Origin of the sequence: Ferdinandcohnia jepli (assembly GCF_047246645.1) — a bacterium.
Classification (GTDB): Bacteria; Bacillota; Bacilli; order Bacillales; family Bacillaceae_L; genus Ferdinandcohnia.
The window spans coordinates 47,063-67,690 of the sequence record NZ_JBFOKR010000022.1; the positions used below are offsets into that span (position 1 = coordinate 47,063).

The following is a 20,628-nucleotide window of genomic DNA, read 5'->3' on the forward strand; positions in this document are numbered from 1 at the left end:
TGGCTTTCAAACTATTTGCTTAGAGGAATACATGAATAAGAACATAAAAGCTACAAACATTAATATTATTCTTTTAAAGGAGTAACCGATAAAGATACATACAAATGTTTAAGGCTTTTATAAGCACTGTTAAAGAGATGAGGAGGAACATAGGTGAATCGTAAAATTGTCGCATTATACATGGTACTAACCTTTCTACTAGGGTCTGGGGTAACATTCCTGACAGTTCAGTTATTGGATAAAGGAAATGATCAACCGCTCGTTCAACAGCCTGCCCCTACAGATAACCAAGGGGATCAAAAAGAATCTGAAGGCAGTGAACTATCTAAAATATCACAAGCATACAATCTTATATTATCAAGCTATGTAGAAAAAGTGGATGAAGATCAACTTATAGAAGGCGCTATCCAAGGAATGGTAGGAACCTTAGAAGATCCATATTCAGCTTATATGGATGAAGAAACAGCTGCACAGTTTAACGACTCTCTCGAATCTTCGTTTGAAGGAATCGGGGCAGAAGTAAGTATGGTTGAAGGTAAGGTAACCATTGTTGCTCCGTTCAAGGATTCACCTGCTGAAAAAGCTGGCTTGAAGCCAAATGACCAAATTATCAAAATTGATGGTGAAAGTATAGAAGGTCTTGATTTGTATGAAGCAGTTCTAAAAATCCGTGGGGAAAAAGGAACTGATGTTATTCTTCAAGTAATGAGACCTGGTGTTACTGATTTAATGGAAGTGAAGGTAACACGTGACACAATCCCAATTGAAACTGTGTATACGTCCGTAAAGGAATTCAAAAATAAAAAGGTTGGTTATATCGAAATTACTTCATTTGCTCAAAAAACGGCAGAAGACTTTGTAGTAGGTCTTAGTGAATTAGAAGATCAAAAGATAGAAGGTCTTGTAATCGATGTTCGTGGTAACCCTGGTGGACTCCTGGAAAGTGTTGAGGAAATCCTTAAACAGCTTATTACAAAGGAAAAGCCATATGTACAAATTGAGAACCGTGATGGTCAAAAGCAGCGCTTTTTCTCTACCCTTGAAGAGCAGAAGAAATATCCAATTGTTGTTCTAACTGACCAAGGTAGTGCCTCAGCGTCTGAAATCCTTGCCGGTGCGTTAAAAGAAGCTGGTGGATATGACATTGTTGGTGAAAAAACGTTTGGTAAGGGTACTGTTCAGCAGGCGCGTGATATGGGAGACGGAAGTAACTTGAAGCTTACCATGTTCAAGTGGTTAACTCCTGATGGAAATTGGATTCATAAAAAAGGTATCGAACCAACAGTAGAGGCTAAACAACCAGAGTTTTTCTATGCAAATCCAATTCAATTCGAAAGTGAACTTGCGCTTAATATGAACAATGAGAAAATCAAAAATGCACAAGTCATGCTAAAGGGCCTAGGTTTTGATCCGGGTCGTGTGGATGGATATTTTAGTGAAGAAACTGTAAAAGCAGTAAAAGCTTTCCAAGTGGCAAATGACTTAGAAGAAACCGGTAAAATAGATGAAAAAACAGCAGCAAGACTTGAAACAAAAGTAATTGAAGCAATTAGAGATGATAAGAACGACCAACAGCTCAAAAAAGCGATTGAAGTTCTATTTGAATAAGGATAACAAGCACCTCTCTTACATAAGGAGAGGTGTTTTTAATTAGAGTTGGAAATGTACGCTTGCGCTTTTCTTATATTCACTAGATTTCCATAAAAAACAAAGTATGCTTTATGTCAAGTATTTGGTAAAATAAAGAATAGTATATTGAACGTGAATGAAACAATCGAATTTATTAGTAGGTGGTGATTTTTTTGATAACTGCATGGTTGCTGGAACTTTTGCTTGGAATTGGCAGATTCCTTCTTCATCCATTGGTTTATTTCTTTGCTGGTTACGCAATATTATTAGGTTATTTTCGTGTAAAACGGGAGAGGCGTGCGTTTCATATTCGAGTAAATGATGGTTTTTATGATTTACGTTCGTTACTTCCTGGAGCTTGGATAGCTGGGTTGGTTATATCAATCGTAACAATTGCAGTAGGAGTAGTTATCCCGTTTGGAACGATTGTTTTAATTGCACTTATAACTCTTCTTCTTAGTTTACCGATTAAAGCGCGATTGCTTTCACCAGCCTATGTTTTAGGTATTTCGTTTTTACTACTTCTGTTTGTATCAAAGTTATCGGTAGAAAAAGATACATTTATTGGTAGTTTACTAGCAGACATGGGTTCTACTAGTCTATCAGCAGTTGCGATTCTACTAGGTTTGTTAGTAGTTGCTGAAGGAATATTGATAATGAAAAGAGGTCATATCGGGACATCACCTGATCTGTTAAAAAGTAAACGTGGTCTACCAGTCGGGGCGCATATTACGCAAAGATTATGGATGGCTCCAATCTTTTTGCTTGTTCCGGGAGAAGCACTTACTACTCATTATGAATGGTGGCCAGTCTTTACACTTTCTGGAGAAACTTATTCTCTGTTCTTAGTTCCGTTCGGAATTGGCTTCTATCATAAAGTGAAGAGCATGCTTCCGGTTAAAACGATTCGATTGGTTGGGCAAAGAGTAATTTTCCTTGGTGCGGTTCTTACAATCGCAGCCGTTATTAGTATTTGGCTCCCTGCAGTAGCAACATTTGTGGCTTGTTTTGCAATAGTTGGAAGAGAACTAATCTCATTACAACATTATATTTTTGATGATTCTAGATCATCTATTTTCTCCAAAACAAATCATGGATTAATCGTATTGGGTGTAATTCCATATTCACCTGCAGAAAAAATGCAAATTCGAGTAGGAGAAACGATTGTAAAGGTAAATGGAAATCAAGTGAAAACAGTGTTTGATTTCTATGAATCTCTCCAAAAAAATAGAGCATATTGCAAATTGGATGTGCTAAATGCGAACGGTGAAGTACGTTACGTCCAACGAGCACTATACGATGGTGAGCACCATGAACTTGGCCTGCTTTTTGTTGAAGAGGGCAAACGATGGAAGGGACGAGCAGTATAGAAAAAATTAGCCCAACTACGATAGTAGTTGGGCTTTACTATTTTATAATTATAATCATATAAAAAAGCCCCATCCTTTTTTGATGGGGTACTACACAATAGCCTTATCGGTACTGTTCTTTTCAATCTCTATATAATGCGGCAATAAAATCTCAAATGTCGTTCCGACACCTAACTCACTGGAAATATGAATCTTGCCTTTGTGGTTTTCAATAATCTTAAAGCAGACAGTAAGCCCCAAACCAGTACCTTTTTCTTTCGTTGTATAAAAGGGTTGTCCAATTGTTTCAAGAGTTTCCTGAGGGATACCTACACCTTCATCTTTCACATAGATTGAAATATTATTTTGATCTGAGGCATGATAAAGATATATTTTTCCGCCGTCATCCATTGCTTCAATCGAATTTTTTAGTAGATTGATAAATACTTGTTTTAATTGATTTCCTTCACCATACACCCAAATTGGTTCTTCGAATGTAGAACAAACCTCGATTTTGATGCTTTTCATATTTGCATCTGGTCGTACTAATGTTAAAACATGCTGCAATATTTGGGAAATATTCACCTTTGTAAAAGCAACTGTCTGGGGTTTTGATAAAAGTAACATCTCATTTAAAACAAACTCAATGCGTTTCATTTCATCAAAGATGATTTCTACATACTCTTCTTTAAATTCTTTACGTTCTTTTATTAGTTGTAGAAACCCGGATATAGCAGTTAACGGATTACGTACCTCATGAGCAATAGCAGCGGACATTTGAGCAATAACCCCTAGTTTATCTGATTGAATGGCAAGATTCTCATTTAATTGAAGTAACCCTTTTTCTGATAACTTCCAATCTGTTATATCTGTTAGGGTGCCAATAATTGCTACTACATGACTGTTGTCGTCATAATAAATTTTTGAATCGACACGTAGCCAAATAAATCCACCGTCTTTTTTTCGAAACCTGAATTCTTCCCTAGCAGTTTCCTTTTTTAATTGAATGGTATTACTAATTCTGCGATTAGTAGCGTACTCTTGATCTTCAGGATAAATGAACGAATCTATACTACGTCCTAGGCTTTCCTCTATTGTAAAACCAGTAAGGGATTCCCAAGCAGGGTTGATAAGGACAAAGTTTCGGTCTTTGTCGATTTGATAAACGACCTGATTTAAGTTATCGATTACATAAGAAGTAGTATCAATAAGTTCTTTATATCTTGTTTCACTTTGTGTAAGGTCACATAATAGACTAGTTGATCTATCATAGTATGATGCGAGCCACCAAACGATAATCCCTATAGTTATCGTAAAGGTAAGGTCTAATAACAGATTATAAGAATAGTTATTAAAGCCATAAAAAATAATGTCCCAAAGAACGATCACAATGATAAAGAAAAACGTTGCAATGATTCTGCCTTTATAACTTTTGAACATACAACTCATCACAAACTTTCTAGTTTTTTACAATAAATATAACCGAAAATTTAAAAAATAGATACATAAAAATGACGTTTTGATGTAATAAGTAGTATACTTGTACATAAGCTTTGGTAGGGTCTAACAATCAACATTCGTATGTTGGTAAATAGGGGGCGAATTATGGATAAGAAAGTGGCAGTTCTATCTATAGCAGCTGGTGCTTCACTTTGGGGAATAATTGGTTTATTTGTAAGCAATCTCTACGTGTTAGGCTTTTCGCCGTTACAGGTGGTTGCTGCTCGTGCAATCATTGCGACCATTTTTTTGGTTTCCTATACTCTCTTTCGGAACCGTAATGCTTTTAAAATCAGGTTAGCCGACAGTAAGTATTTTGTCGGTACAGGAATTATTAGTATTGTTTTATTTAATTGGTGCATGTTTATGGCGATAGAAGAAACCTCAATTTCTGTATCTGCAATACTTCTCTATACGGCACCTGCTTTTGTAACGATATTTGCAAGGATTCTATTTAAAGAAAAACTAACTCTACGAAAAATGATTGCTCTATTCGTAACCTTTGTAGGTTGTGCATTTGTAATAGGCGTTTTTCCAAACTTTACGGGTTCAATTTCCTTGTTTGGCTTAGTGGTTGGAGTTGGTTCAGGATTCTTCTATGCATTGTATAGTATTTTTGGTAAATTCGCACTTGCAAAATATGACTCTCTCACTGTAACAGTATATACGTTTATTTTTGCGGCAGTTGCGGTTACTCCGTTTAGCGGGTTATGGGAAGTCATTCATTTATTTACCAACTTCAAAACGTGGCTGTTCGTTGTAGGCCTTGGTTTCCTTTCAACAATGATGGCGTTTATTTTATATACAAAGGGCTTACAGCATATAGAATCCAGTAGGGCATCTATAATCGCAACAATCGAACCTGTTGTAGCAGCATTAATTGGTTTTTTTGTATTTCAGGAAAAATTAAATCTATGGCAATACACGGGCATTATAATGGTAATAGCAGCAGTAATCATCGTACAAGAGACTAGGGAGAAGATTCCGAAAAAGTCTACTCTATCAAAGAATACAGCAATTTAACTTTATTCTCAGAAGCCCAGCTTTAATGTGACAAATTAATTTGCGTGGGGCAAAACAGCATGGATAACCGGCGGATGCCACGGTTTTCAGAGGGTTTTTGAGCAGATCGAAAAAACGGGCGGAAATATGCCAAGGCGCATTTGAATAAATAAAGAGGTGTATCATCATGCAAATAGCATTTATTATTGTCATTCTAATTGGAATTATCGCAGTCATATCCACACTTATGCTGGCAGGTAAAAGCGATGAAAACTATCGAAGTGCCGCAAAAAAGAATAGTATTAATTTAACCCTAATTTATGCTGTTGTCATTGTGCTTTCGTTAGTTGCCATTGCAGTATATGTTAAGTGGTTTATATAAAAGTAATGTACAATTTTAATATTAAATAATAGTTAGGTGAATAGATGGGGGATAAAGCTTTCTTTATCCCAACAGTCTCAAAAAGGGCATATAAAGTCAAAACAATTTTTTTGTATATTCTAGATGGAATATGCTAACCATATATGTGGAAATATTCTCCACGAGGTGAGTTAGCCATGTTGCATAGTTTAGTAAATGGTTTTGATTTTTTTAAGCCTACACTCCTAACTATGGATGGGGTAATGGTAGTCCTTTTTTATTTTACTATGTATTCATTTTTAGGCTGGATGTTGGAAAATAGTTATAACTACTTTAAGAAGAGAGTTTTTTTAAAAGAGAACTTCTTTCTAGGTCCATTTAAGCCGATGTACGGCTTTGCTCCTATCTTGTTGATTTATCTAATAGGAACTAACATGCATTGGGCATATGTATTGCTATTATGCTTTATCGTCCCAACGCTTGTGGAGTATGGCAGCGGCTTTTTGTTAGAGAGATCCTTTGGGCGAAAATGGTGGGACTACTCAGAACATAAACTCCAACTCCATGGACATGTATGCTTAACATTCTCAGCGTATTGGATTATTTTATCACTATTGGTACTAACCTATATACATCCAGGTATCGTTGCGATGTATGATGCAATTGAAAGCGGATGGTCACTAATCTGGCCGACAGTTGGTTTATATTTTATTGGGGAGCTTATACTCGCAATAAAGAGACATACACCAAGCACTGTTACGGAAGAAAACCCGACAAAACAGATACAATAGAACTCGAATGGACGAGTTCTATTTTTCATTCTGTAAAATAAAACAGGGAAACCCCATAGAGTTTTCCCCATCCTTGTTTAGCTCCACACTTTGGTAGTTCAGCTCAAAATGTTAATTTTGCCATACGCTTTTAAAGTACTCAGACAATAAACCTTTTCCTTGAAATGTGTCTTCAAGAATCTTTATAACATTAGACATATTGATAATCAGACCTTATGCTAAGAAAATAAAATCTATATAGAAGAAGCGAACTGTAATGAAATATTAGTTTTTACTGTTGACATAAAACTAAATATAAGGTATTATTTATCTTGAAGTTAAGATAAAAATATTTAAGATAAATCAATTAAAGGTATTTCAAGAAAATACCAATTGTGAGGAGAGAGAATCCATGGGTTTTCTAGATAGATTATTTGGTAATCAACCAAAGGAGGAAGAAACAATGTCAAACGAAAAATTAAACATAGGTATCATTTTAGGAAGTACTCGCCAAGGACGTGTTAGTCCACAGGTTGGTGCATGGGTAAAGGAAATCGCTGATCAACGTGGAGATGCAAACTATGAAATCGTTGATATCGCAGACTTCAAATTACCATTCCTAGGAGAAGCAGACGCTCCTGGAATCGGAGCTTGGAATGAAAAACTTGCGAATTTAGATGGTTTTGTATTCATCGTTCAAGAATACAATCACAGTATTACAGGCGCTTTGAAAAACGCATTAGACCTTGCGCGTGAAGCATGGAATAACAAAGCAGCTGGTATTGTAAGCTATGGTTCAACAGGTGGAGCTCGTGCTGCAGAACACCTACGTGGAATCATGGGAGAATTAATGATTGCCGATGTTCGTACACATCCAACATTGTCATTATTCACTGATTTTGAAAATGGTTCAGAGTTCAAGCCTCAAGCTTTACATTTAGATAACGTAAACTTAATGCTAGATCAAGTTGTAACTTGGAGCAAAGCTCTTAAAACAATTCGATAATAGAGAAATGGGTGCCCTCATCTGAGGAGCACCCATTTTGCATTTAAACATGAGTTCTTCTAGCGAAATCCACGAATCTAAATTTATCTGGACGGTGCCTAGATTCTGTATATTGAAACAGACTTGCATTGTCTAAATATACATAGTTCTTAATCACTACCACGTTGTGGAATCCCTCTAAATCGAGCAGTTCCTGATCTTCTTCTGTTGGCTCTACAACAATGATTTCTTTTTTTGCAAAACTAATAGAAAGATTAAGTTCATTCTCAAGATACTCATAAATGGAGTTTTCACAGATTTCTTCTGTTAACTCAGGAACAAATTTTTTCGAAAGAAAATCCTTGTCCAAGATGATCCTTTCTCCGCCCATCTCCCGGGTACGAATCACTTTCCAAACTTGGTCCTTACCTGATAACTGAAGCTGTTGCTTTATAAAATTATCTGGCTTTCCAAGAGATAGTTCATTAACAATCGTATTTGGCTTGTCTCCCATTTTCTCTGCTAACTCCTTGAAACTTACAAGCCCAGAGACTGGAAAGTCAAACTTATTAACATCTATGACTATCGAGCCTTTTCCCTTAACCTTTTGAATATAACCATTCTGAGATAACAAGTTTAAAGCCTTTCGAATTGTCTCTCTGGAAGTATTATATTCGTCCTTTAATTCATTTTCGGAAGGTATAAGAGTATGTGGTTTTAATTCGCCTTCTTTAATCTTATCTACAATTTCACTATAGATTGTTAAATACTTGTTTGTCATAAGGAATCCCCAATCCTTCTGATATGCATTTTTCTTTAATTGTAACGTATCTCAATAAAAAAAGGAGGGATTATCTCCCTCCTTATACTCAAATATTATTTCTTACCAAAAGAGATTTTGCCTACGTTAGCTTTTGAAAAGATAACTGTTAAAATGAATGGAACTGCGATTGCTACGACCATTGCGATTGCAAACATAACCATGTGTTGAGCTTGGATGGACAGGATTCCTGGAATACCTCCAACACCGATTGAGTTAGCCATTACGTCGCTTCCTACTGAAATAATTGCTGCAATCATTGAACCAATCATGGCTGCAAGGAATGGGAAGCCGTATTTTAAGTTAATACCGAACATCGCTGGCTCTGTAACACCTAGGTAACATGAAATACATGCCGGAATGGATACTTGTTTTTCTTCTTCATTTTTACGATTGATAAAGATCATTGCTAGAACAGCTGAACCTTGAGCAATATTAGATAAAGCAATCATTGGCCAAAGGTTTGTTCCACCAAGTTCACTCATTAATTGTAAGTCAATTGCATTTGTCATATGGTGTAAACCTGTGATAACAAGTGGTGCATATGCGAATCCGAAAATTGCTGCGAATAACCAGCCAAATGCAGATGTTAAGCTTGAGTAAACAACATCAGAAATATAAGAACCAATTGTCCATCCGATAGGACCAAGAACAGTATGAGCAATTAATACTGTTGGAATTAAAGCAAAGAATGGAACGATAATCATTGAAATTGAATTTGGTGAGATTTTACGGAAAAATCTCTCTAAGTATACAAGTACAAAACCGGCTAAAATTGCAGGAATAACTTGAGCTTGGTAACCAATCATTTCAATTGTTGCAAATCCAAAATCCCAAACTGGAATTTCTTCTGCCCCAGCAACACCGTATGCATTAAGCAATTGTGGAGATACAAGGGTAATACCTAAAACAATACCAAGAATTTGGGACGTTCCCATTTTTCTTGTAATAGACCATGTGATACCAACAGGTAGGAAGTGGAATACCGCTTCACCAATCAGCCATAAGAACGCATGAACACCAGCCCAGAATTGAGAAACTTCTACAATTGTTTTTGTGCCATCTTCAAGTAATTTAATGTCACCAATTACATTTCGGAAACCTAAGATAAGACCCCCAACAACAAGTGCTGGAATAAGTGGTGTGAAGATATCAGCAAGATGTCCCATCATTCGTTGAAGCCAGTTCATGTTTTGCTTTGCAGCAACCTTCGCTTCATCCTTAGTAGTTCCTTCGATACCTGCAAGTTTTACAAATTCGTTATGGAACGTAGAAACTTCATTTCCAATAATAACTTGGAATTGCCCTGCTTGTGTAAAAGTACCTTTTACAAGACCAATTCCTTCAATTTTTTCGATATCTGCTTGTTTAGGATCGTTTAAAACAAAACGCATTCTTGTTGCACAGTGTGTAACAGCAGCAACGTTTTCTTTACCACCAATGTGGTCAAGCAACTCCTTAGCAGGATCTGTGTACTTACTCATCTTTTTATCCCCCTACATAAATGGAAATTTATTTTTAACTTAATATCCCAATGATGATGACGTTTTCATAGCTATCATCCTGTATATACAAGTTGTGATTACGTTTTCATTCTAACCTGTATATACAAGTGTGTCAATTACTATTTTTTAAACTAAAATAAAATTTATTTTGTAGATAGGTTTTACTACGTAAAGGTATTTTATTCCATGGATTAAGGCGATATGAACGATACGAAATATACGGTATAAAATAATGTGGAATTTCAAAAATACAGATTATAGTTGTAACGGCTTTAGGAAGTTATCAAACTGATAATATCCCTACCAGAAATGAAAGCCCACAGGAGGTAAAAGAAGAGCCTTGGTCAATCATATACGAATCTATAAAGGAGGAAGGGATACACAAACCAAATGTGGAATATATAATTCAGATGACTTGTAAAGGAGAGGCTCGAATATGAAGAAGGTATTGCTGGTGATATACGATTCGTTTTCTGAGTTTGAGATTACTGTTACAACGGCTATGCTTCGGGGGAATTATCAAGTGGTTACTGTAGCAGATACATATGGGAAAATCACAGGAGAATCCGGTTTGCAATTTGTACCACATCTTACCTATCAGGACGTCAATCCGACTGAATACGAAGGCATTATTATCCCGGGTGGAGATCTTATTCACATAAAAGATGTTGATGAAGTATTTAACTTAACGAAAAAAATGTTTGATCTTAACAAATTAACAGCTGCAATTTGTAGTGGGACATACGTATTGGCAAGAGCGGGAGTGCTAAAAGGTAAACCATATACTGTTACACTGCAACAAGAACAACGCCATTTCCTAGGTTGTTTTGAGGAGGAAAATTTTAAATATGAAACGGTACTTAAAACAGACTCAGTCATAACTGCGCAGGGGCATGCTTATGTTGATTTTGCACTTGCGATTGCAGAGTACCTAGGGGCAATTTCAAATCGAGACTATGTACAAGAGTTTTACAAAGGACAACGAAATCGATTAATGGAAAGTGCCACATTTTAAAAAAGTAGGTGTTGGTATGGGAAAAGATAAGGTCATACAAGCTAAGCAAGAGTTACTCAACTGGGCGGAAAGTTTAAAAGATGTACCAGACGATATCTGGTTTAAATCTTTCAATGAAGGATCGTGGGGGACTGCCGATGTAATCTCACATTTTATTTCATGGGATCGCTTTGTACTTGAGAACCGTTTATATCCATTGCTCAAACGTGAATCATTTCCTGAAGTTCAGGTAGACATTGAGGAGATTAATCAAAAAGCCTCCAAATATGCAAGGTCAGGAATCACGAAAGAAGACTTACTTGATGAATTAATATCTATTCGTCAGGAAGTCATTGCAGCTATCTCAGAGTTGCCCGAAACAGAATTTCACCAATTGTTACCTGGCAAAAGTATTACGTTACTAGATTACTTTTTTGGCCTAATCAAACATGATGAACACCATATACAGCAAATTAATACTTTCATACAAAAATACTAGTGTTGTAGAATAGGAGAAACATTAAATGACGTACCCTTCGTTGGAGACAGAACGAGTATTTCTACGAATCTTGAACCTGACTCATACAGAAGAGATATACAAGCATTTTTCAGATGAAAACGTAACGAAATATATGGATATTGAACCCTGTAAAGATTTAAATGAAGCAGAAGAACTAATTAAGTATCATCAAGATGATGCTGGCTGCAGATGGGGCATGTTCGATAAAGAAACAAATCGACTAATTGGTACTTGTGGTTTTCATTACATTCGAGATACTGAAAATGGTAAAATTGCAGAGATTGGTTATGATCTAGCCCATTCTCACTGGGGAAAAGGGCTTATGAGCGAAGTGCTGGAAAAAATGATTGAGTTCGGATTCAATGAGAAATGCTTCTATATGATTGATGCCACTGTTGAACCAAGGAATGAACGCTCGTTAAACGTATTGAATCGCCTCGGATTCTCTAGAAATCGTGAACTAAAGGATAATCTCGTCTATTTTTATAAACAAAGAGCCTACTTTAATTAGGCTCTTTTCCTTTGAGTTCGCAGTGGGCCTTTAATCCGGAAAGAACCAATTCGGCCGTCTGTTTTGTTATACTTTTAAAAAGCTTTTCGACAAAGTTCATAAAAGATAAATGATAGATCGTTTCAAATTCTTGCTCAACTAGTGTACGGTTCCCATCTGCGTGAAGCCTATAGGTTATATACATGACATATTTGTCAGCACGTAGTTCAAACGAATAAAGAGTTGGAGATATAATATCCTTATTAGTTCCCTTAAGTGTTACTGTATGGTTTCCTTCCACTGCGGTAAGAGTATAAGTAGCACCAGGTTTCATCTCATCTAGTTGGTTATGATAAGTAATATTTGTTACGTTTAAGAACCATTTCTCACGTTCTTTTGAACTTGAGATCATGGCGAATACTGAAGAAATCGGTAAATCAATTAATTTTGTTATTTTCATTTGTTTCCCTCACTATCTTTCTTCTTATGCTACCATATCAAAAAAGCACATTATTTCCTATATGAGAGAGGAGAGTATTTATGGAAAAATTAGTTGGTTTAGAACCTATATCCGAAGAAGACGCAGAGGTATTAATACTCGGTTCTATGCCAAGTGAAGAATCGCTTAAAAGAAGTGAGTATTATGGTAATAAACGCAATCACTTTTGGAAAATCATGTTTCTTTTATTTAATCATCCAGAGTTAACGGATTATAGTGAAAAACTTGTTTTCTTAAAATCTAGAAAAATTGCGTTATGGGATGTAATCAAAACATGCAGACGTAAAGGAAGTTTAGATGTAAATATTAGAGATGAAGAACCAAATGATCTAGAAAGTTTTATAGAAACACATTCAAATATACGTCTGATTGTCTGTAATGGAACAAAATCCTTTATAAGCTTTAAAAAACACATTGGACTTGGACGTTTTCCGGGTGTAGAAGTTGTTAAACTTCCATCTACCAGCCCTGTTCCTGGTAAATATAACAAAACTCTTGAAGGCAAGCTTCAAGAGTGGGAGATCATAAGATCTTTTTTAAATCATCCTCAATTTTAACAGGCTCGGTTTGTGGTGCATACCGTTCCACGACCTTGCCATTTTTATCTACTAAGAACTTTGTGAAGTTCCATTTAATAGCTTTAGACAACAATCCCTTTTGCTCTTCTTTCAAATACTTGAATAGTGGGTCTGCGTTTTCACCGTTCACATCGATTTTTCCAAACATCGGGAATGAAACGCCATAGTTTAATTCGCAAAAAGAGGTTGTTTCGGCGATATCTTCAAATTCTTGATTGTTAAATTGTGCGCATGGAAAGCCCAGTATAACTAACCCTTGGTCTTTGTATTTATCATATAACTCCTGTAAGCCTTGAAACTGAGGCGTTAACCCGCATTTACTGGCTGTGTTTACAATGATAAGCGTTTTTCCTTCAAAGTCTTTCAATGATTTTAACGTACCATTCGTTGTTTTTACCTCAAAATCATATACGGTTGACATCTCGATCTCTCCTTTAGCGTGTCTTATTTATATCGTAAATTATGTACTGTCGGTAAGCAAATTTGAGTAACTCAGAAGCTATAAAAATTTCGTGAACAAGTTTAGTTCTAAAAATTAAAACAGCAGGAATTCTGTGGAATAAAGTCGAATATATGTAATCTGATATGACATAAAATGTTAGGAGCTACTTCATGAATCAACTTTTTCAAAAATGGAAGTTTCCTGCAATGCTCTTAACGGGTATTGGGATATCAGGGTTAGGGGATTTCATTTATCTAGTTGCGATTAACTTACTAGTTTTACAGATGACGGGATCAGCAGCTGCTGTTGCAGGTTTATGGATTGTTGGGCCAATAACCTCAATTTTGATTAATGGTTGGTCAGGCAGTATTATTGACCGGTCAAATAAACGCAAAATCATGATAATTACAGATATTGTACGAGCGATTGCGGTTGCAATCATACCGCTTTTATCTAGTATCTGGTCCATTTATGCACTCTTGTTTATCATTAGCATTGCGAAATCATTTTTTAATCCAACTTCAACAACGTATATTGCAGCTTTGGTACCAAAGGAACAAAGAAAAACCTTTAATTCGATACATAGCCTTGTTTCATCTGGAGCATTTATCGTTGGGCCTGCTATAGCGGGAGTTTTATTCATGGTAGGCAGTGTTGAGATTGCAATCTATTGTAACGCCATTTCGTTTATCATCTCTGCAATCGTTATTGCACTTTTGCCGAATATAGATGGAAGTAAAAGCCAAACAACCAAGAGATTACAACTGAAAAATCTACTTGAAGATTGGAAAGAAGTTATTAATTTCAGTAAGAAAGAAACCTTTGTCATGGTCATCTATTCTAGTTTTCTTTTATTTACAATTATAACGCTGGCCCTGGATTCGCAAGAGGTTGTCTTTGCACAGCGGGTTATTGGGTTATCAGAGATCGAATATAGCTTATTAATTAGCATTACTGGGATAGGCTACACAACGGGAGCTTTAGTAGTTGTATTAGTTTCTAGATTTCTATCTATACGGCATCTAATCGGAGTAGGTCTTGTAATGCTGGCGATTGGATACTTCATCTATTCCGTTTCGAGCACGTTCCTAATGGCGACAATCGGATTTGTTATATTAGGATTCTTTAATGCATTTTCTAATACTGGGTTTAGTACCTTTTATCAAAATAATATACCGCTCGACATAATGGGGCGTGTTACAAGTATTGTAAGTGTTTTGCAGAGTTCGGTTTCGGTCATCTTCCTATTAATTATTGGAATCTTGGGAGATTTATTACCGCTTCGTTATACGATTGTGACATTAACGATAATAAGTGTTTTACTTGCTGTATTCGTTTATATGCTGGTGTTGCAGCCTAAGCAAAAAATATATTTTTCTGAGTCTACTTCTGTGGACGTGAATTAAAGAGGAGAAGAAACTATGGGTATAATAGGTATTTTATTAGCGGCATTACCATTTATATTGTTTTTGTTCATTTTCCACTGGGTGAATGTAATCAAAGTGAACAGTGATGAACAAATTGCACAAAATAAAAAAATCATCGAGTTACTCGAGAGTATTGATCTAAAGCTGAAACCTTAAGAGTTACTCAGCGCTACACGCATAAAAAAAGCTGCAACCTATAGAAGGATGCAGCTCATTTGTTTAATCCTCAATTATTTCAATCTTCTTTGCCTTTGCCTGTGCGGGTGCAGATTCGGCAATTCCACCTATTACCGTCACTTTCACCTTTTGTCCGACTTCAAATTTCTTTATGATAGAAGACTCAATCTCTTGTAAATTAATTCGAATACTAGAAAGATAATACTCATCGATTATTTCCTGTTCTGTTTTGGTGTTGAATTGTTCTTTGTCTATCTTTTCGTTTAGGAGTAGTTCGTCACCTACTTCAATAAGGTAACCTGTAATGTCCATTTCTTCCGTATCAATCGATGGTGTTTCGTTACCACAACCGCCAATAAAAAGGAGCAAAAAACTAAAGAGTAACAAATATCGTTTCATCTTTTCTCACCTCATAGTAATTGGCGGAAAAATACATATAAAAGTTTCATAAAACCCGGATTATTTCTATTTCATTTTTACTAACTCTTGTTCAAGTTGTCTGAATTTCTCTTCCAGCACATGTGTAAAATGGTCGCGTGCTTGCTTGGCATCCATATCTGGAGAAGTGATATAAAGTGGTTCGCCAAAAATAATCTTCGCCTTTTTAAATCGTAGTAACTCTTTAAAATTGTTCGGGCCAATATAGACTGCCGGAATTACTGGCACTTTTCCACGCTGAGCAATTGTAATTGCTCCCTGTTTCAAGGCGGATTGCTCATTTGTTCGGGTTCCGCTAGGAAAAATACCGACTACCTCACCTTTTGCAAGTAAACGGGAAGGAATTTTCAACACACTAGGTCCCGGGTTATCACGGTCCACCGGGAACGCATTTAGCTTTTTTAAGAAACCGCCCAGCAACTTAATAGTGAAAAGTTCTTTTTTTGCCATGTAATGAATTTGTCTGGGTAATAAGGTCACTCCAAGCCATAGAATATCTACCCAACCTGTGTGGGTACAGGCTACTACATAAGCACCTTCTTTTGGTAAAAGGTCTTTGTTGTAGACTTTTATTCCTCCTGTGAGTGTAAGTATGCTTTTTACAATAGCTGCAATAAACGTATACACTATGTACTTCCCCTTTTTAATTCTATTTCTATTCAAAACTAGTAGATTACTAGCAAAATTATACCATGCCATAAGTAGTGTAAGCTCAAAAAAATTGGTAGACAGAGTCCGTTTTACTTTCAGAAAAAACCGTATTTATGATAAAATTAATTTGTAAGCAAGCCTTCTGCTACGCAAAACTCCACCCAAATTCCACTCTATGCCTCAGATGGATACTTTTATTACTGTTATTACAAACTATAGATTATACAAAATGAACGGGGGAAATCTATGTTAATTGAACATTTTGATACGGACTATATGATCATGCTATTTTCTTTTTTATTGCTTTTAGGCGTTATGACAGCAAAGTTTTCAACAAGGGTCGGCGTCCCCGCGTTAGTATTATTCATGTTTCTGGGAATGGTTCTTGGAAGTGATGTGTTAGGTCTTATCTATTTTGATAATGCAAACGTTGCTCAACTTATTGGGGTACTTGCTCTTGTCATCATTCTCTTCGAAGGTGGATTACAAACAGAATGGAAGTCAGTGAAAAAGGTAGCAGGCCCATCTTTATCCTTGGCTACACTAGGAGTTCTCCTGACAACCTCTTTGGTTGCAGTCGGTGCAAAACTATTACTAGATATTAACTGGCTTGAAGCGTTTTTAATTGGATCTATCGTAGGTTCGACAGATGCATCTGCTGTCTTTTCAGTATTGTCAGGTAAAAATATTAAGGAAAGACTTACTTCAACACTAGAGGCAGAGTCTGGTACAAATGACCCGATGGCAGTATTTTTAACATTGTCAGTCATCCAATTAATTGTTTCTGCCGATTCAAATATATTTATGTTCATCGTGTCGTTTTTCTGGCAAATGGGTGCTGGATTAGCTTTAGGATATGTCTTTGGACGATTGGGTTCTCGAACAATAAATAATATCAACCTTGATTCAAGTGGACTTTATCCAGTGCTTGCGTTAGCTTTTGCAATCGTTACGTATAGTGTTACAGCAATGATTAATGCAAGTGGTTTATTAGCCGTTTATGTAGCTGCGATGGTAATTGGAAACAGGGAGTTAACATATCGACATTCAATTCTTCGCTTTAATGAAGGCTTCGCATGGATGATGCAAATTCTAATGTTCATCCTCCTGGGTTTATTGGTATTCCCATCCCAGCTTATGGATTGGAGCCTTATTTGGAAGGGATTATTATTGTCTCTCTTCCTACTAGTTGTCGCTCGTCCAGTTGCTGTATTTATATCAACATTCTTCTTTAAATTTACCCTAAAAGAATTAACATTTATCTCTTGGGCAGGTTTACGTGGAGCAGTTCCGATTGTACTAGCCACATTTCCAATGATTGCGGGAATTGAAGGTAGTCAGCAAATCTTTAATATTGTATTTTTCGTCGTGTTAACCTCTGCATTGATACAAGGGTCCTCAATCCCCTTTGTTGCTGGAAAATTAGGTTTAACTGGTGAAAGTAAACCAAAGTCTGTTCATTCAATTGAATTAGTTTCAATAGGAAAAGCAAATGCAGAGATGATTGAATTTGAAGTGAACTCAGGAAATGAATTAATCAATAAAGCTCTAAAGGATGTTACGTTACCAAAGTCGGTTTTAGTGAATGCAATCATTAGGAATGATGAATTGGTAACACCATATGGTGATACAATCATTTTAGAAGGAGATATTTTATTTATTCTGGCGGATAAGAGAAGTCTGCAGGAGCTTCGTGTAAAACTTGGTCTCGAAAATGAATTCGCTTTGCAATAGAGGAATATTGATATAGTAAATCGAATAGAAGTAGTGGTATAAATTCAGCTCGGCATTAGCCGGGCTTTTTGTTCGTAAGGAGGGTGCAAAGATGAAACGAATTATGGTAATTGGTATCTCCCCTGGAGTTGGAAAGTCAACCTTTGCTGAAAAGCTGGGCAAAAGTCTTGGTATCGAGGTTTATCATTTGGACAGTTTGTTTTGGAAGCCCGGCTGGGTGGAGGCATCTGTTGAAGAGTTTACAGAGGCTCAAAAAGAGGTGCTTCAAAAGGAAAGCTGGATTATCGACGGAAATTACAGTAATACATTCAAACTTCGTACCCAATACGCTGATACGATTATCTATCTTGAACTACCACGGTATGTATGCTTATATCGTGTCATTAAAAGATGGCTAAAGCATATTGGGAAAAAGCGCCCAGATTTAGGATGTACGGAAAAATTAGATTGGGAGTTTATCAAATTTATTTGGACTACCTATAAGCCAAGAGTACATAAAATGAATGAGAGACTTACAGAGCTTTCAAAAGAAAAGCAGGTAATCAAACTAAAAGGACAAAAAGAAATTAATAGCTATTTTAGAAGGTAATCAAATACACCTCCGTTATTTAACCAGCATTGGACACGGAGGTGTTTCTCATTTTAGAGCACTTTGACTTCATCTTTAGGTGCCACGATTTTCATCTTTTCCAGTTCTACCCGCATTTTCTCAGTTTCTAGCAGATAGTTTTCATGCTTTAACTTTTCAAGCTCTAATTCTTCTTTAATAATTTTGTATTTATACTTAGATTGCTTTTGAAAATGTCCTGTTACAATGGCGGCAAGTGGTATTGAAAAAACCATTACTACAGCTACCAAACCTGTCATAGAAAAACCTCCCTATCGTTATGAAAAATGAAATATTTCTACTTAACATTATACCAAATATACGAGTAAACTAGACGAAGGTTTCAGAATTCTTTTAAAAATGTAAATGAAGGCGTAACTCTTAGCAGGTATATAACGTCTATGTAAGTAAGAACGCGCTATAGGAGGATATACAATTGAAAAAATGGTGCATTGCAATCATATCTTGTTTATTCCTATTTTTAATGGGCTGTGGTGGTAACGAAGCAAATAATGAATTAACAGGGAATAACCCGCCAGAAGCTTCAATCCAAATAGATGGTGAAACCTACGAGACAACACTTGGAACGTATTGTTGGTCATCAAAAGGAAAGAGCGAATGTGTTGATACCGCTGGTCCTAAAGAATTATTAGAAGGTAAACAACCGATACAAGTAAAACCAGGGGCAGAAATAAAATTTGTTATGGATTATAAGCCACTGCCTAATGAGGTTCATGTTACTCAATTTGATGATTCTTCTGAAAATGAAGTAAATGTAGAGGGAAATTCGTTTACAGCACCAACTGAAAAAGGAACGTATTATTACTCCTATGGGGTTTGGTGGATGGATGAAGAAAAAGAAAATGTGTCAAATGGTGATGCTTTTTATGCATTTGCTATAGAGGTTAAATAAACTAAATACAGAATAGATTTAATATAAAAATGCCATTTTAAATCCAATGGCATTTTTTATGTTTAATTTTCTCGTTTTTGCAGGTAATAGCTGGTTTTTAACGAAAATGTAAAAAGGCAGTTCATCAACACATATATGGAGGTATTAAAAGTGAAAATCAGGACGGCTGTATTACAAGATGCGAAGGGTATTGCGAGAGTACATGTCGATAGTTGGAGATCAACCTACAAAGGAATTATTCCTGATGAATTTCTCGAGCAGCTCTCCTATGACAGTCGTGAAAAACTGTGGAACAGTGCCATTTCCAATGGGAATATTTTTGTAGCGGAGAACGAAACCGGAGATATTGTTGGCTTTTCAACAGGTGGAAAAGAACGAAGCGGGAACTATGATGATTATGAAGGTGAATTATACGCTATCTATCTCTTAAAAGAATACCAAGGCAAAGGCTTGGGCAAAAAGCTAGTAACGCCAGTTGTTGACCTTTTAAAAAATGAAAAAATAAATACGATGGTCGTATTAGTTCTAGAAGAAAATTCTTCATGTTTATTTTATGAGGCAGTTGGAGCGAGAAAGATTGAAACCATAGAAATTGAGATGGCTGGGAAAAAGCTAAAAGAAGTTGTTTATGGGTGGGATGATTTACAAACAGTCTTTCACTTAAAGGCAACTAAAGGAGGCTACTAAAATGCTCGCAGTAATTGAAAAAGAAAATAATATGCATACAATAACATTTGAACGTACTATTTACCATTCAGTTGCGGAAGTTTGGGCGATGCTGACTGAAAAAGAAAAATTAAATTTATGGTTTGATGAACTTAAAGTGGAAGAACTTCGAGAGGGTGGCCGGATCTTGTTTGATATGCAGGACGGAACCTACGAAGAGATGAGGATAACGGAACTTAAGGTGCCGGTAGTATTAGAATTTACGTGGGGTGAAGATATCGTCCGTTTTGAACTTTATGAAAACCAGAATGGATGCATTTTGAAATTAATTGAAAAGCTTCATTCCATTACTGACCATACCCCTAAAGACATAGCGGGATGGCATGTTTGCCTGGATGTTATAGAAGCCATATTGGGTGGAGCTAAATTTCCTTCTAGAAAAGAATCATGGGAAGTATTGTATGCACAATACATAGATGCACTTAAGCCGTTTCACTAAAAAAGAAGAGAAGTACTTCTATATAGAGACAAGACCTTGGCCAGCAATTGCTGGTTTTTATTTTTAAAAAAG

Annotated in this window: 25 protein-coding genes; 17 read left to right on the forward strand and 8 right to left on the reverse strand. The window is 36.2% G+C overall.

Translation table 11 applies throughout. The features are described 5' to 3' along the window. The first annotated feature begins 153 nt into the window (after positions 1-153). Together AB3M96_RS20140 and AB3M96_RS20145 are read left to right on the forward strand one after the other, a co-directional pair. Positions 154-1,608 carry a S41 family peptidase gene (locus tag AB3M96_RS20140; protein WP_412969397.1) on the forward strand — a complete coding sequence of 485 codons (1,455 nt, stop codon included), beginning with the start codon at positions 154-156 and terminating at the stop codon, positions 1,606-1,608. A gap of 185 nt (positions 1,609-1,793) precedes the next feature. Further along, complete coding sequence (locus tag AB3M96_RS20145; protein ID WP_412969398.1) at positions 1,794-2,999, forward strand: PDZ domain-containing protein; 1,206 nt, start codon at positions 1,794-1,796, stop codon at positions 2,997-2,999. A 90-nt stretch (positions 3,000-3,089) separates the two neighbouring features. Here the strand turns inward: AB3M96_RS20145 and AB3M96_RS20150 are convergent, their stop codons facing one another. Continuing rightward, positions 3,090-4,418 (reverse strand): ATP-binding protein, encoded by a 1,329-nt coding sequence (locus AB3M96_RS20150; RefSeq protein ID WP_412969399.1) that lies wholly within the window; start codon positions 4,416-4,418, stop codon positions 3,090-3,092. A 165-nt stretch (positions 4,419-4,583) separates the two neighbouring features. Between AB3M96_RS20150 and AB3M96_RS20155 the strand changes: the two genes are divergently transcribed. The 4 genes from AB3M96_RS20155 to AB3M96_RS20170 all read left to right on the forward strand — a co-directional run bounded on the left by AB3M96_RS20155 (position 4,584) and on the right by AB3M96_RS20170 (position 7,617). Continuing rightward, entirely contained in the window at positions 4,584-5,501 is a 918-nt protein-coding gene (locus tag AB3M96_RS20155) for a DMT family transporter (RefSeq protein WP_412969400.1), read from the forward strand. Positions 5,502-5,667: 166 nt separating this feature from the next. Next, positions 5,668-5,862, forward strand: a complete 195-nt coding sequence (locus tag AB3M96_RS20160; RefSeq protein ID WP_412969401.1) for a hypothetical protein — start codon at positions 5,668-5,670, stop codon at positions 5,860-5,862. A gap of 176 nt (positions 5,863-6,038) precedes the next feature. Next, positions 6,039-6,632: a putative ABC transporter permease gene (locus AB3M96_RS20165; protein ID WP_412969402.1), complete on the forward strand. Its 594-nt coding sequence runs from the start codon at positions 6,039-6,041 to the stop codon at positions 6,630-6,632. A gap of 391 nt (positions 6,633-7,023) precedes the next feature. Next, positions 7,024-7,617 carry an NADPH-dependent FMN reductase gene (locus tag AB3M96_RS20170; RefSeq protein WP_412969403.1) on the forward strand — a complete coding sequence of 198 codons (594 nt, stop codon included), beginning with the start codon at positions 7,024-7,026 and terminating at the stop codon, positions 7,615-7,617. A 43-nt stretch (positions 7,618-7,660) separates the two neighbouring features. On the opposite strand, the gene treR is transcribed toward AB3M96_RS20170, so the two are convergent. Together treR and treP are read right to left on the reverse strand one after the other, a co-directional pair. Continuing rightward, positions 7,661-8,377: a trehalose operon repressor gene (treR, locus tag AB3M96_RS20175; RefSeq protein ID WP_412969404.1), complete on the reverse strand. Its 717-nt coding sequence runs from the start codon at positions 8,375-8,377 to the stop codon at positions 7,661-7,663. A 95-nt stretch (positions 8,378-8,472) separates the two neighbouring features. After that, the gene (gene treP / locus AB3M96_RS20180) at positions 8,473-9,900 is read right to left on the reverse strand and encodes a PTS system trehalose-specific EIIBC component (protein ID WP_412969405.1); all 1,428 of its coding nucleotides are present in this window, start codon (positions 9,898-9,900) and stop codon (positions 8,473-8,475) included. A gap of 457 nt (positions 9,901-10,357) precedes the next feature. Here treP and AB3M96_RS20185 point away from each other — a divergent pair, with 457 nt between their 5' ends. From AB3M96_RS20185 to AB3M96_RS20195, 3 genes are read left to right on the forward strand one after another with little or no spacing between them, the layout of a single operon-like run. Next, positions 10,358-10,936 carry a DJ-1/PfpI family protein gene (locus tag AB3M96_RS20185; RefSeq protein WP_412969406.1) on the forward strand — a complete coding sequence of 193 codons (579 nt, stop codon included), beginning with the start codon at positions 10,358-10,360 and terminating at the stop codon, positions 10,934-10,936. Positions 10,937-10,952: 16 nt separating this feature from the next. Further along, positions 10,953-11,414, forward strand: coding sequence for a DinB family protein (locus AB3M96_RS20190; protein ID WP_412969407.1), 462 nt, complete (start codon positions 10,953-10,955; stop codon positions 11,412-11,414). A gap of 25 nt (positions 11,415-11,439) precedes the next feature. Further along, positions 11,440-11,946, forward strand: a complete 507-nt coding sequence (locus AB3M96_RS20195; protein ID WP_412969408.1) for a GNAT family N-acetyltransferase — start codon at positions 11,440-11,442, stop codon at positions 11,944-11,946. On the opposite strand, the gene AB3M96_RS20200 is transcribed toward AB3M96_RS20195, so the two are convergent. Then, positions 11,939-12,385, reverse strand: coding sequence for an SRPBCC family protein (locus tag AB3M96_RS20200; protein ID WP_412969409.1), 447 nt, complete (start codon positions 12,383-12,385; stop codon positions 11,939-11,941). The genes AB3M96_RS20195 and AB3M96_RS20200 overlap by 8 nt on opposite strands. 80 nt (positions 12,386-12,465) lie before the next feature. Between AB3M96_RS20200 and AB3M96_RS20205 the strand changes: the two genes are divergently transcribed. Then, positions 12,466-12,981 (forward strand): DNA-deoxyinosine glycosylase, encoded by a 516-nt coding sequence (locus AB3M96_RS20205; RefSeq protein ID WP_412969410.1) that lies wholly within the window; start codon positions 12,466-12,468, stop codon positions 12,979-12,981. On the opposite strand, the gene AB3M96_RS20210 is transcribed toward AB3M96_RS20205, so the two are convergent. Beyond that, positions 12,947-13,423: a glutathione peroxidase gene (locus tag AB3M96_RS20210; protein WP_412969411.1), complete on the reverse strand. Its 477-nt coding sequence runs from the start codon at positions 13,421-13,423 to the stop codon at positions 12,947-12,949. The two genes, AB3M96_RS20205 and AB3M96_RS20210, sit on opposite strands and share 35 nt — an antisense overlap. A 191-nt stretch (positions 13,424-13,614) precedes the next feature. On the opposite strand from AB3M96_RS20210, the gene AB3M96_RS20215 reads away from it, so the two are divergent. Both AB3M96_RS20215 and AB3M96_RS20220 read left to right on the forward strand, forming a co-directional pair. After that, a complete protein-coding gene (locus AB3M96_RS20215) occupies positions 13,615-14,850 on the forward strand; it encodes an MFS transporter (RefSeq protein ID WP_412969412.1) in 1,236 nt (411 codons plus the stop codon). A gap of 15 nt (positions 14,851-14,865) precedes the next feature. After that, complete coding sequence (locus AB3M96_RS20220; RefSeq protein ID WP_412969413.1) at positions 14,866-15,027, forward strand: hypothetical protein; 162 nt, start codon at positions 14,866-14,868, stop codon at positions 15,025-15,027. Between the two features lie 63 nt (positions 15,028-15,090). Here the strand turns inward: AB3M96_RS20220 and AB3M96_RS20225 are convergent, their stop codons facing one another. After that, entirely contained in the window at positions 15,091-15,447 is a 357-nt protein-coding gene (locus AB3M96_RS20225) for a DUF3221 domain-containing protein (protein WP_412969414.1), read from the reverse strand. 66 nt (positions 15,448-15,513) lie between these two features. Beyond that, positions 15,514-16,113: a lysophospholipid acyltransferase family protein gene (locus AB3M96_RS20230; protein WP_412969415.1), complete on the reverse strand. Its 600-nt coding sequence runs from the start codon at positions 16,111-16,113 to the stop codon at positions 15,514-15,516. 270 nt (positions 16,114-16,383) lie between these two features. Between AB3M96_RS20230 and AB3M96_RS20235 the strand changes: the two genes are divergently transcribed. Both AB3M96_RS20235 and AB3M96_RS20240 read left to right on the forward strand, forming a co-directional pair. Next, positions 16,384-17,871, forward strand: coding sequence for a potassium/proton antiporter (locus AB3M96_RS20235; RefSeq protein ID WP_412969416.1), 1,488 nt, complete (start codon positions 16,384-16,386; stop codon positions 17,869-17,871). A 91-nt stretch (positions 17,872-17,962) separates the two neighbouring features. After that, positions 17,963-18,460: a P-loop NTPase family protein gene (locus tag AB3M96_RS20240; RefSeq protein ID WP_412969417.1), complete on the forward strand. Its 498-nt coding sequence runs from the start codon at positions 17,963-17,965 to the stop codon at positions 18,458-18,460. A gap of 53 nt (positions 18,461-18,513) precedes the next feature. On the opposite strand, the gene AB3M96_RS20245 is transcribed toward AB3M96_RS20240, so the two are convergent. Further along, entirely contained in the window at positions 18,514-18,738 is a 225-nt protein-coding gene (locus AB3M96_RS20245) for a hypothetical protein (RefSeq protein WP_412969418.1), read from the reverse strand. Between the two features lie 176 nt (positions 18,739-18,914). Here AB3M96_RS20245 and AB3M96_RS20250 point away from each other — a divergent pair, with 176 nt between their 5' ends. The 3 genes from AB3M96_RS20250 to AB3M96_RS20260 all read left to right on the forward strand — a co-directional run bounded on the left by AB3M96_RS20250 (position 18,915) and on the right by AB3M96_RS20260 (position 20,556). After that, positions 18,915-19,391 (forward strand): hypothetical protein, encoded by a 477-nt coding sequence (locus tag AB3M96_RS20250; RefSeq protein ID WP_412969419.1) that lies wholly within the window; start codon positions 18,915-18,917, stop codon positions 19,389-19,391. 150 nt (positions 19,392-19,541) lie between these two features. Next, complete coding sequence (locus tag AB3M96_RS20255; protein ID WP_412969420.1) at positions 19,542-20,078, forward strand: GNAT family N-acetyltransferase; 537 nt, start codon at positions 19,542-19,544, stop codon at positions 20,076-20,078. A 1-nt stretch (position 20,079) separates the two neighbouring features. Then, positions 20,080-20,556 carry an SRPBCC family protein gene (locus AB3M96_RS20260; RefSeq protein WP_412969421.1) on the forward strand — a complete coding sequence of 159 codons (477 nt, stop codon included), beginning with the start codon at positions 20,080-20,082 and terminating at the stop codon, positions 20,554-20,556. Positions 20,557-20,628 lie beyond the last annotated feature (72 nt).

What these genes read in the sequence shown, in the direction of transcription:
- AB3M96_RS20195 (WP_412969408.1), top strand. Translation starts at nt 11,440, where the DNA reads ATGACGTACCCTTCGTTGGAGACAGAACGAGTATTTCTACGAATCTTG.
- treR (WP_412969404.1), bottom strand. Translation starts at nt 8,377, where the DNA reads ATGACAAACAAGTATTTAACAATCTATAGTGAAATTGTAGATAAGATT.
- AB3M96_RS20160 (WP_412969401.1), top strand. Translation starts at nt 5,668, where the DNA reads ATGCAAATAGCATTTATTATTGTCATTCTAATTGGAATTATCGCAGTC.
- AB3M96_RS20220 (WP_412969413.1), top strand. Translation starts at nt 14,866, where the DNA reads ATGGGTATAATAGGTATTTTATTAGCGGCATTACCATTTATATTGTTT.
- AB3M96_RS20245 (WP_412969418.1), bottom strand. Translation starts at nt 18,738, where the DNA reads ATGACAGGTTTGGTAGCTGTAGTAATGGTTTTTTCAATACCACTTGCC.
- AB3M96_RS20225 (WP_412969414.1), bottom strand. Translation starts at nt 15,447, where the DNA reads ATGAAACGATATTTGTTACTCTTTAGTTTTTTGCTCCTTTTTATTGGC.
- AB3M96_RS20210 (WP_412969411.1), bottom strand. Translation starts at nt 13,423, where the DNA reads ATGTCAACCGTATATGATTTTGAGGTAAAAACAACGAATGGTACGTTA.
- AB3M96_RS20205 (WP_412969410.1), top strand. Translation starts at nt 12,466, where the DNA reads ATGGAAAAATTAGTTGGTTTAGAACCTATATCCGAAGAAGACGCAGAG.
- AB3M96_RS20235 (WP_412969416.1), top strand. Translation starts at nt 16,384, where the DNA reads ATGTTAATTGAACATTTTGATACGGACTATATGATCATGCTATTTTCT.
- AB3M96_RS20200 (WP_412969409.1), bottom strand. Translation starts at nt 12,385, where the DNA reads ATGAAAATAACAAAATTAATTGATTTACCGATTTCTTCAGTATTCGCC.
- treP (WP_412969405.1), bottom strand. Translation starts at nt 9,900, where the DNA reads ATGAGTAAGTACACAGATCCTGCTAAGGAGTTGCTTGACCACATTGGT.
- AB3M96_RS20240 (WP_412969417.1), top strand. Translation starts at nt 17,963, where the DNA reads ATGAAACGAATTATGGTAATTGGTATCTCCCCTGGAGTTGGAAAGTCA.
- AB3M96_RS20260 (WP_412969421.1), top strand. Translation starts at nt 20,080, where the DNA reads ATGCTCGCAGTAATTGAAAAAGAAAATAATATGCATACAATAACATTT.
- AB3M96_RS20185 (WP_412969406.1), top strand. Translation starts at nt 10,358, where the DNA reads ATGAAGAAGGTATTGCTGGTGATATACGATTCGTTTTCTGAGTTTGAG.
- AB3M96_RS20150 (WP_412969399.1), bottom strand. Translation starts at nt 4,418, where the DNA reads ATGTTCAAAAGTTATAAAGGCAGAATCATTGCAACGTTTTTCTTTATC.
- AB3M96_RS20215 (WP_412969412.1), top strand. Translation starts at nt 13,615, where the DNA reads ATGAATCAACTTTTTCAAAAATGGAAGTTTCCTGCAATGCTCTTAACG.
- AB3M96_RS20165 (WP_412969402.1), top strand. Translation starts at nt 6,039, where the DNA reads ATGTTGCATAGTTTAGTAAATGGTTTTGATTTTTTTAAGCCTACACTC.
- AB3M96_RS20170 (WP_412969403.1), top strand. Translation starts at nt 7,024, where the DNA reads ATGGGTTTTCTAGATAGATTATTTGGTAATCAACCAAAGGAGGAAGAA.
- AB3M96_RS20190 (WP_412969407.1), top strand. Translation starts at nt 10,953, where the DNA reads ATGGGAAAAGATAAGGTCATACAAGCTAAGCAAGAGTTACTCAACTGG.
- AB3M96_RS20155 (WP_412969400.1), top strand. Translation starts at nt 4,584, where the DNA reads ATGGATAAGAAAGTGGCAGTTCTATCTATAGCAGCTGGTGCTTCACTT.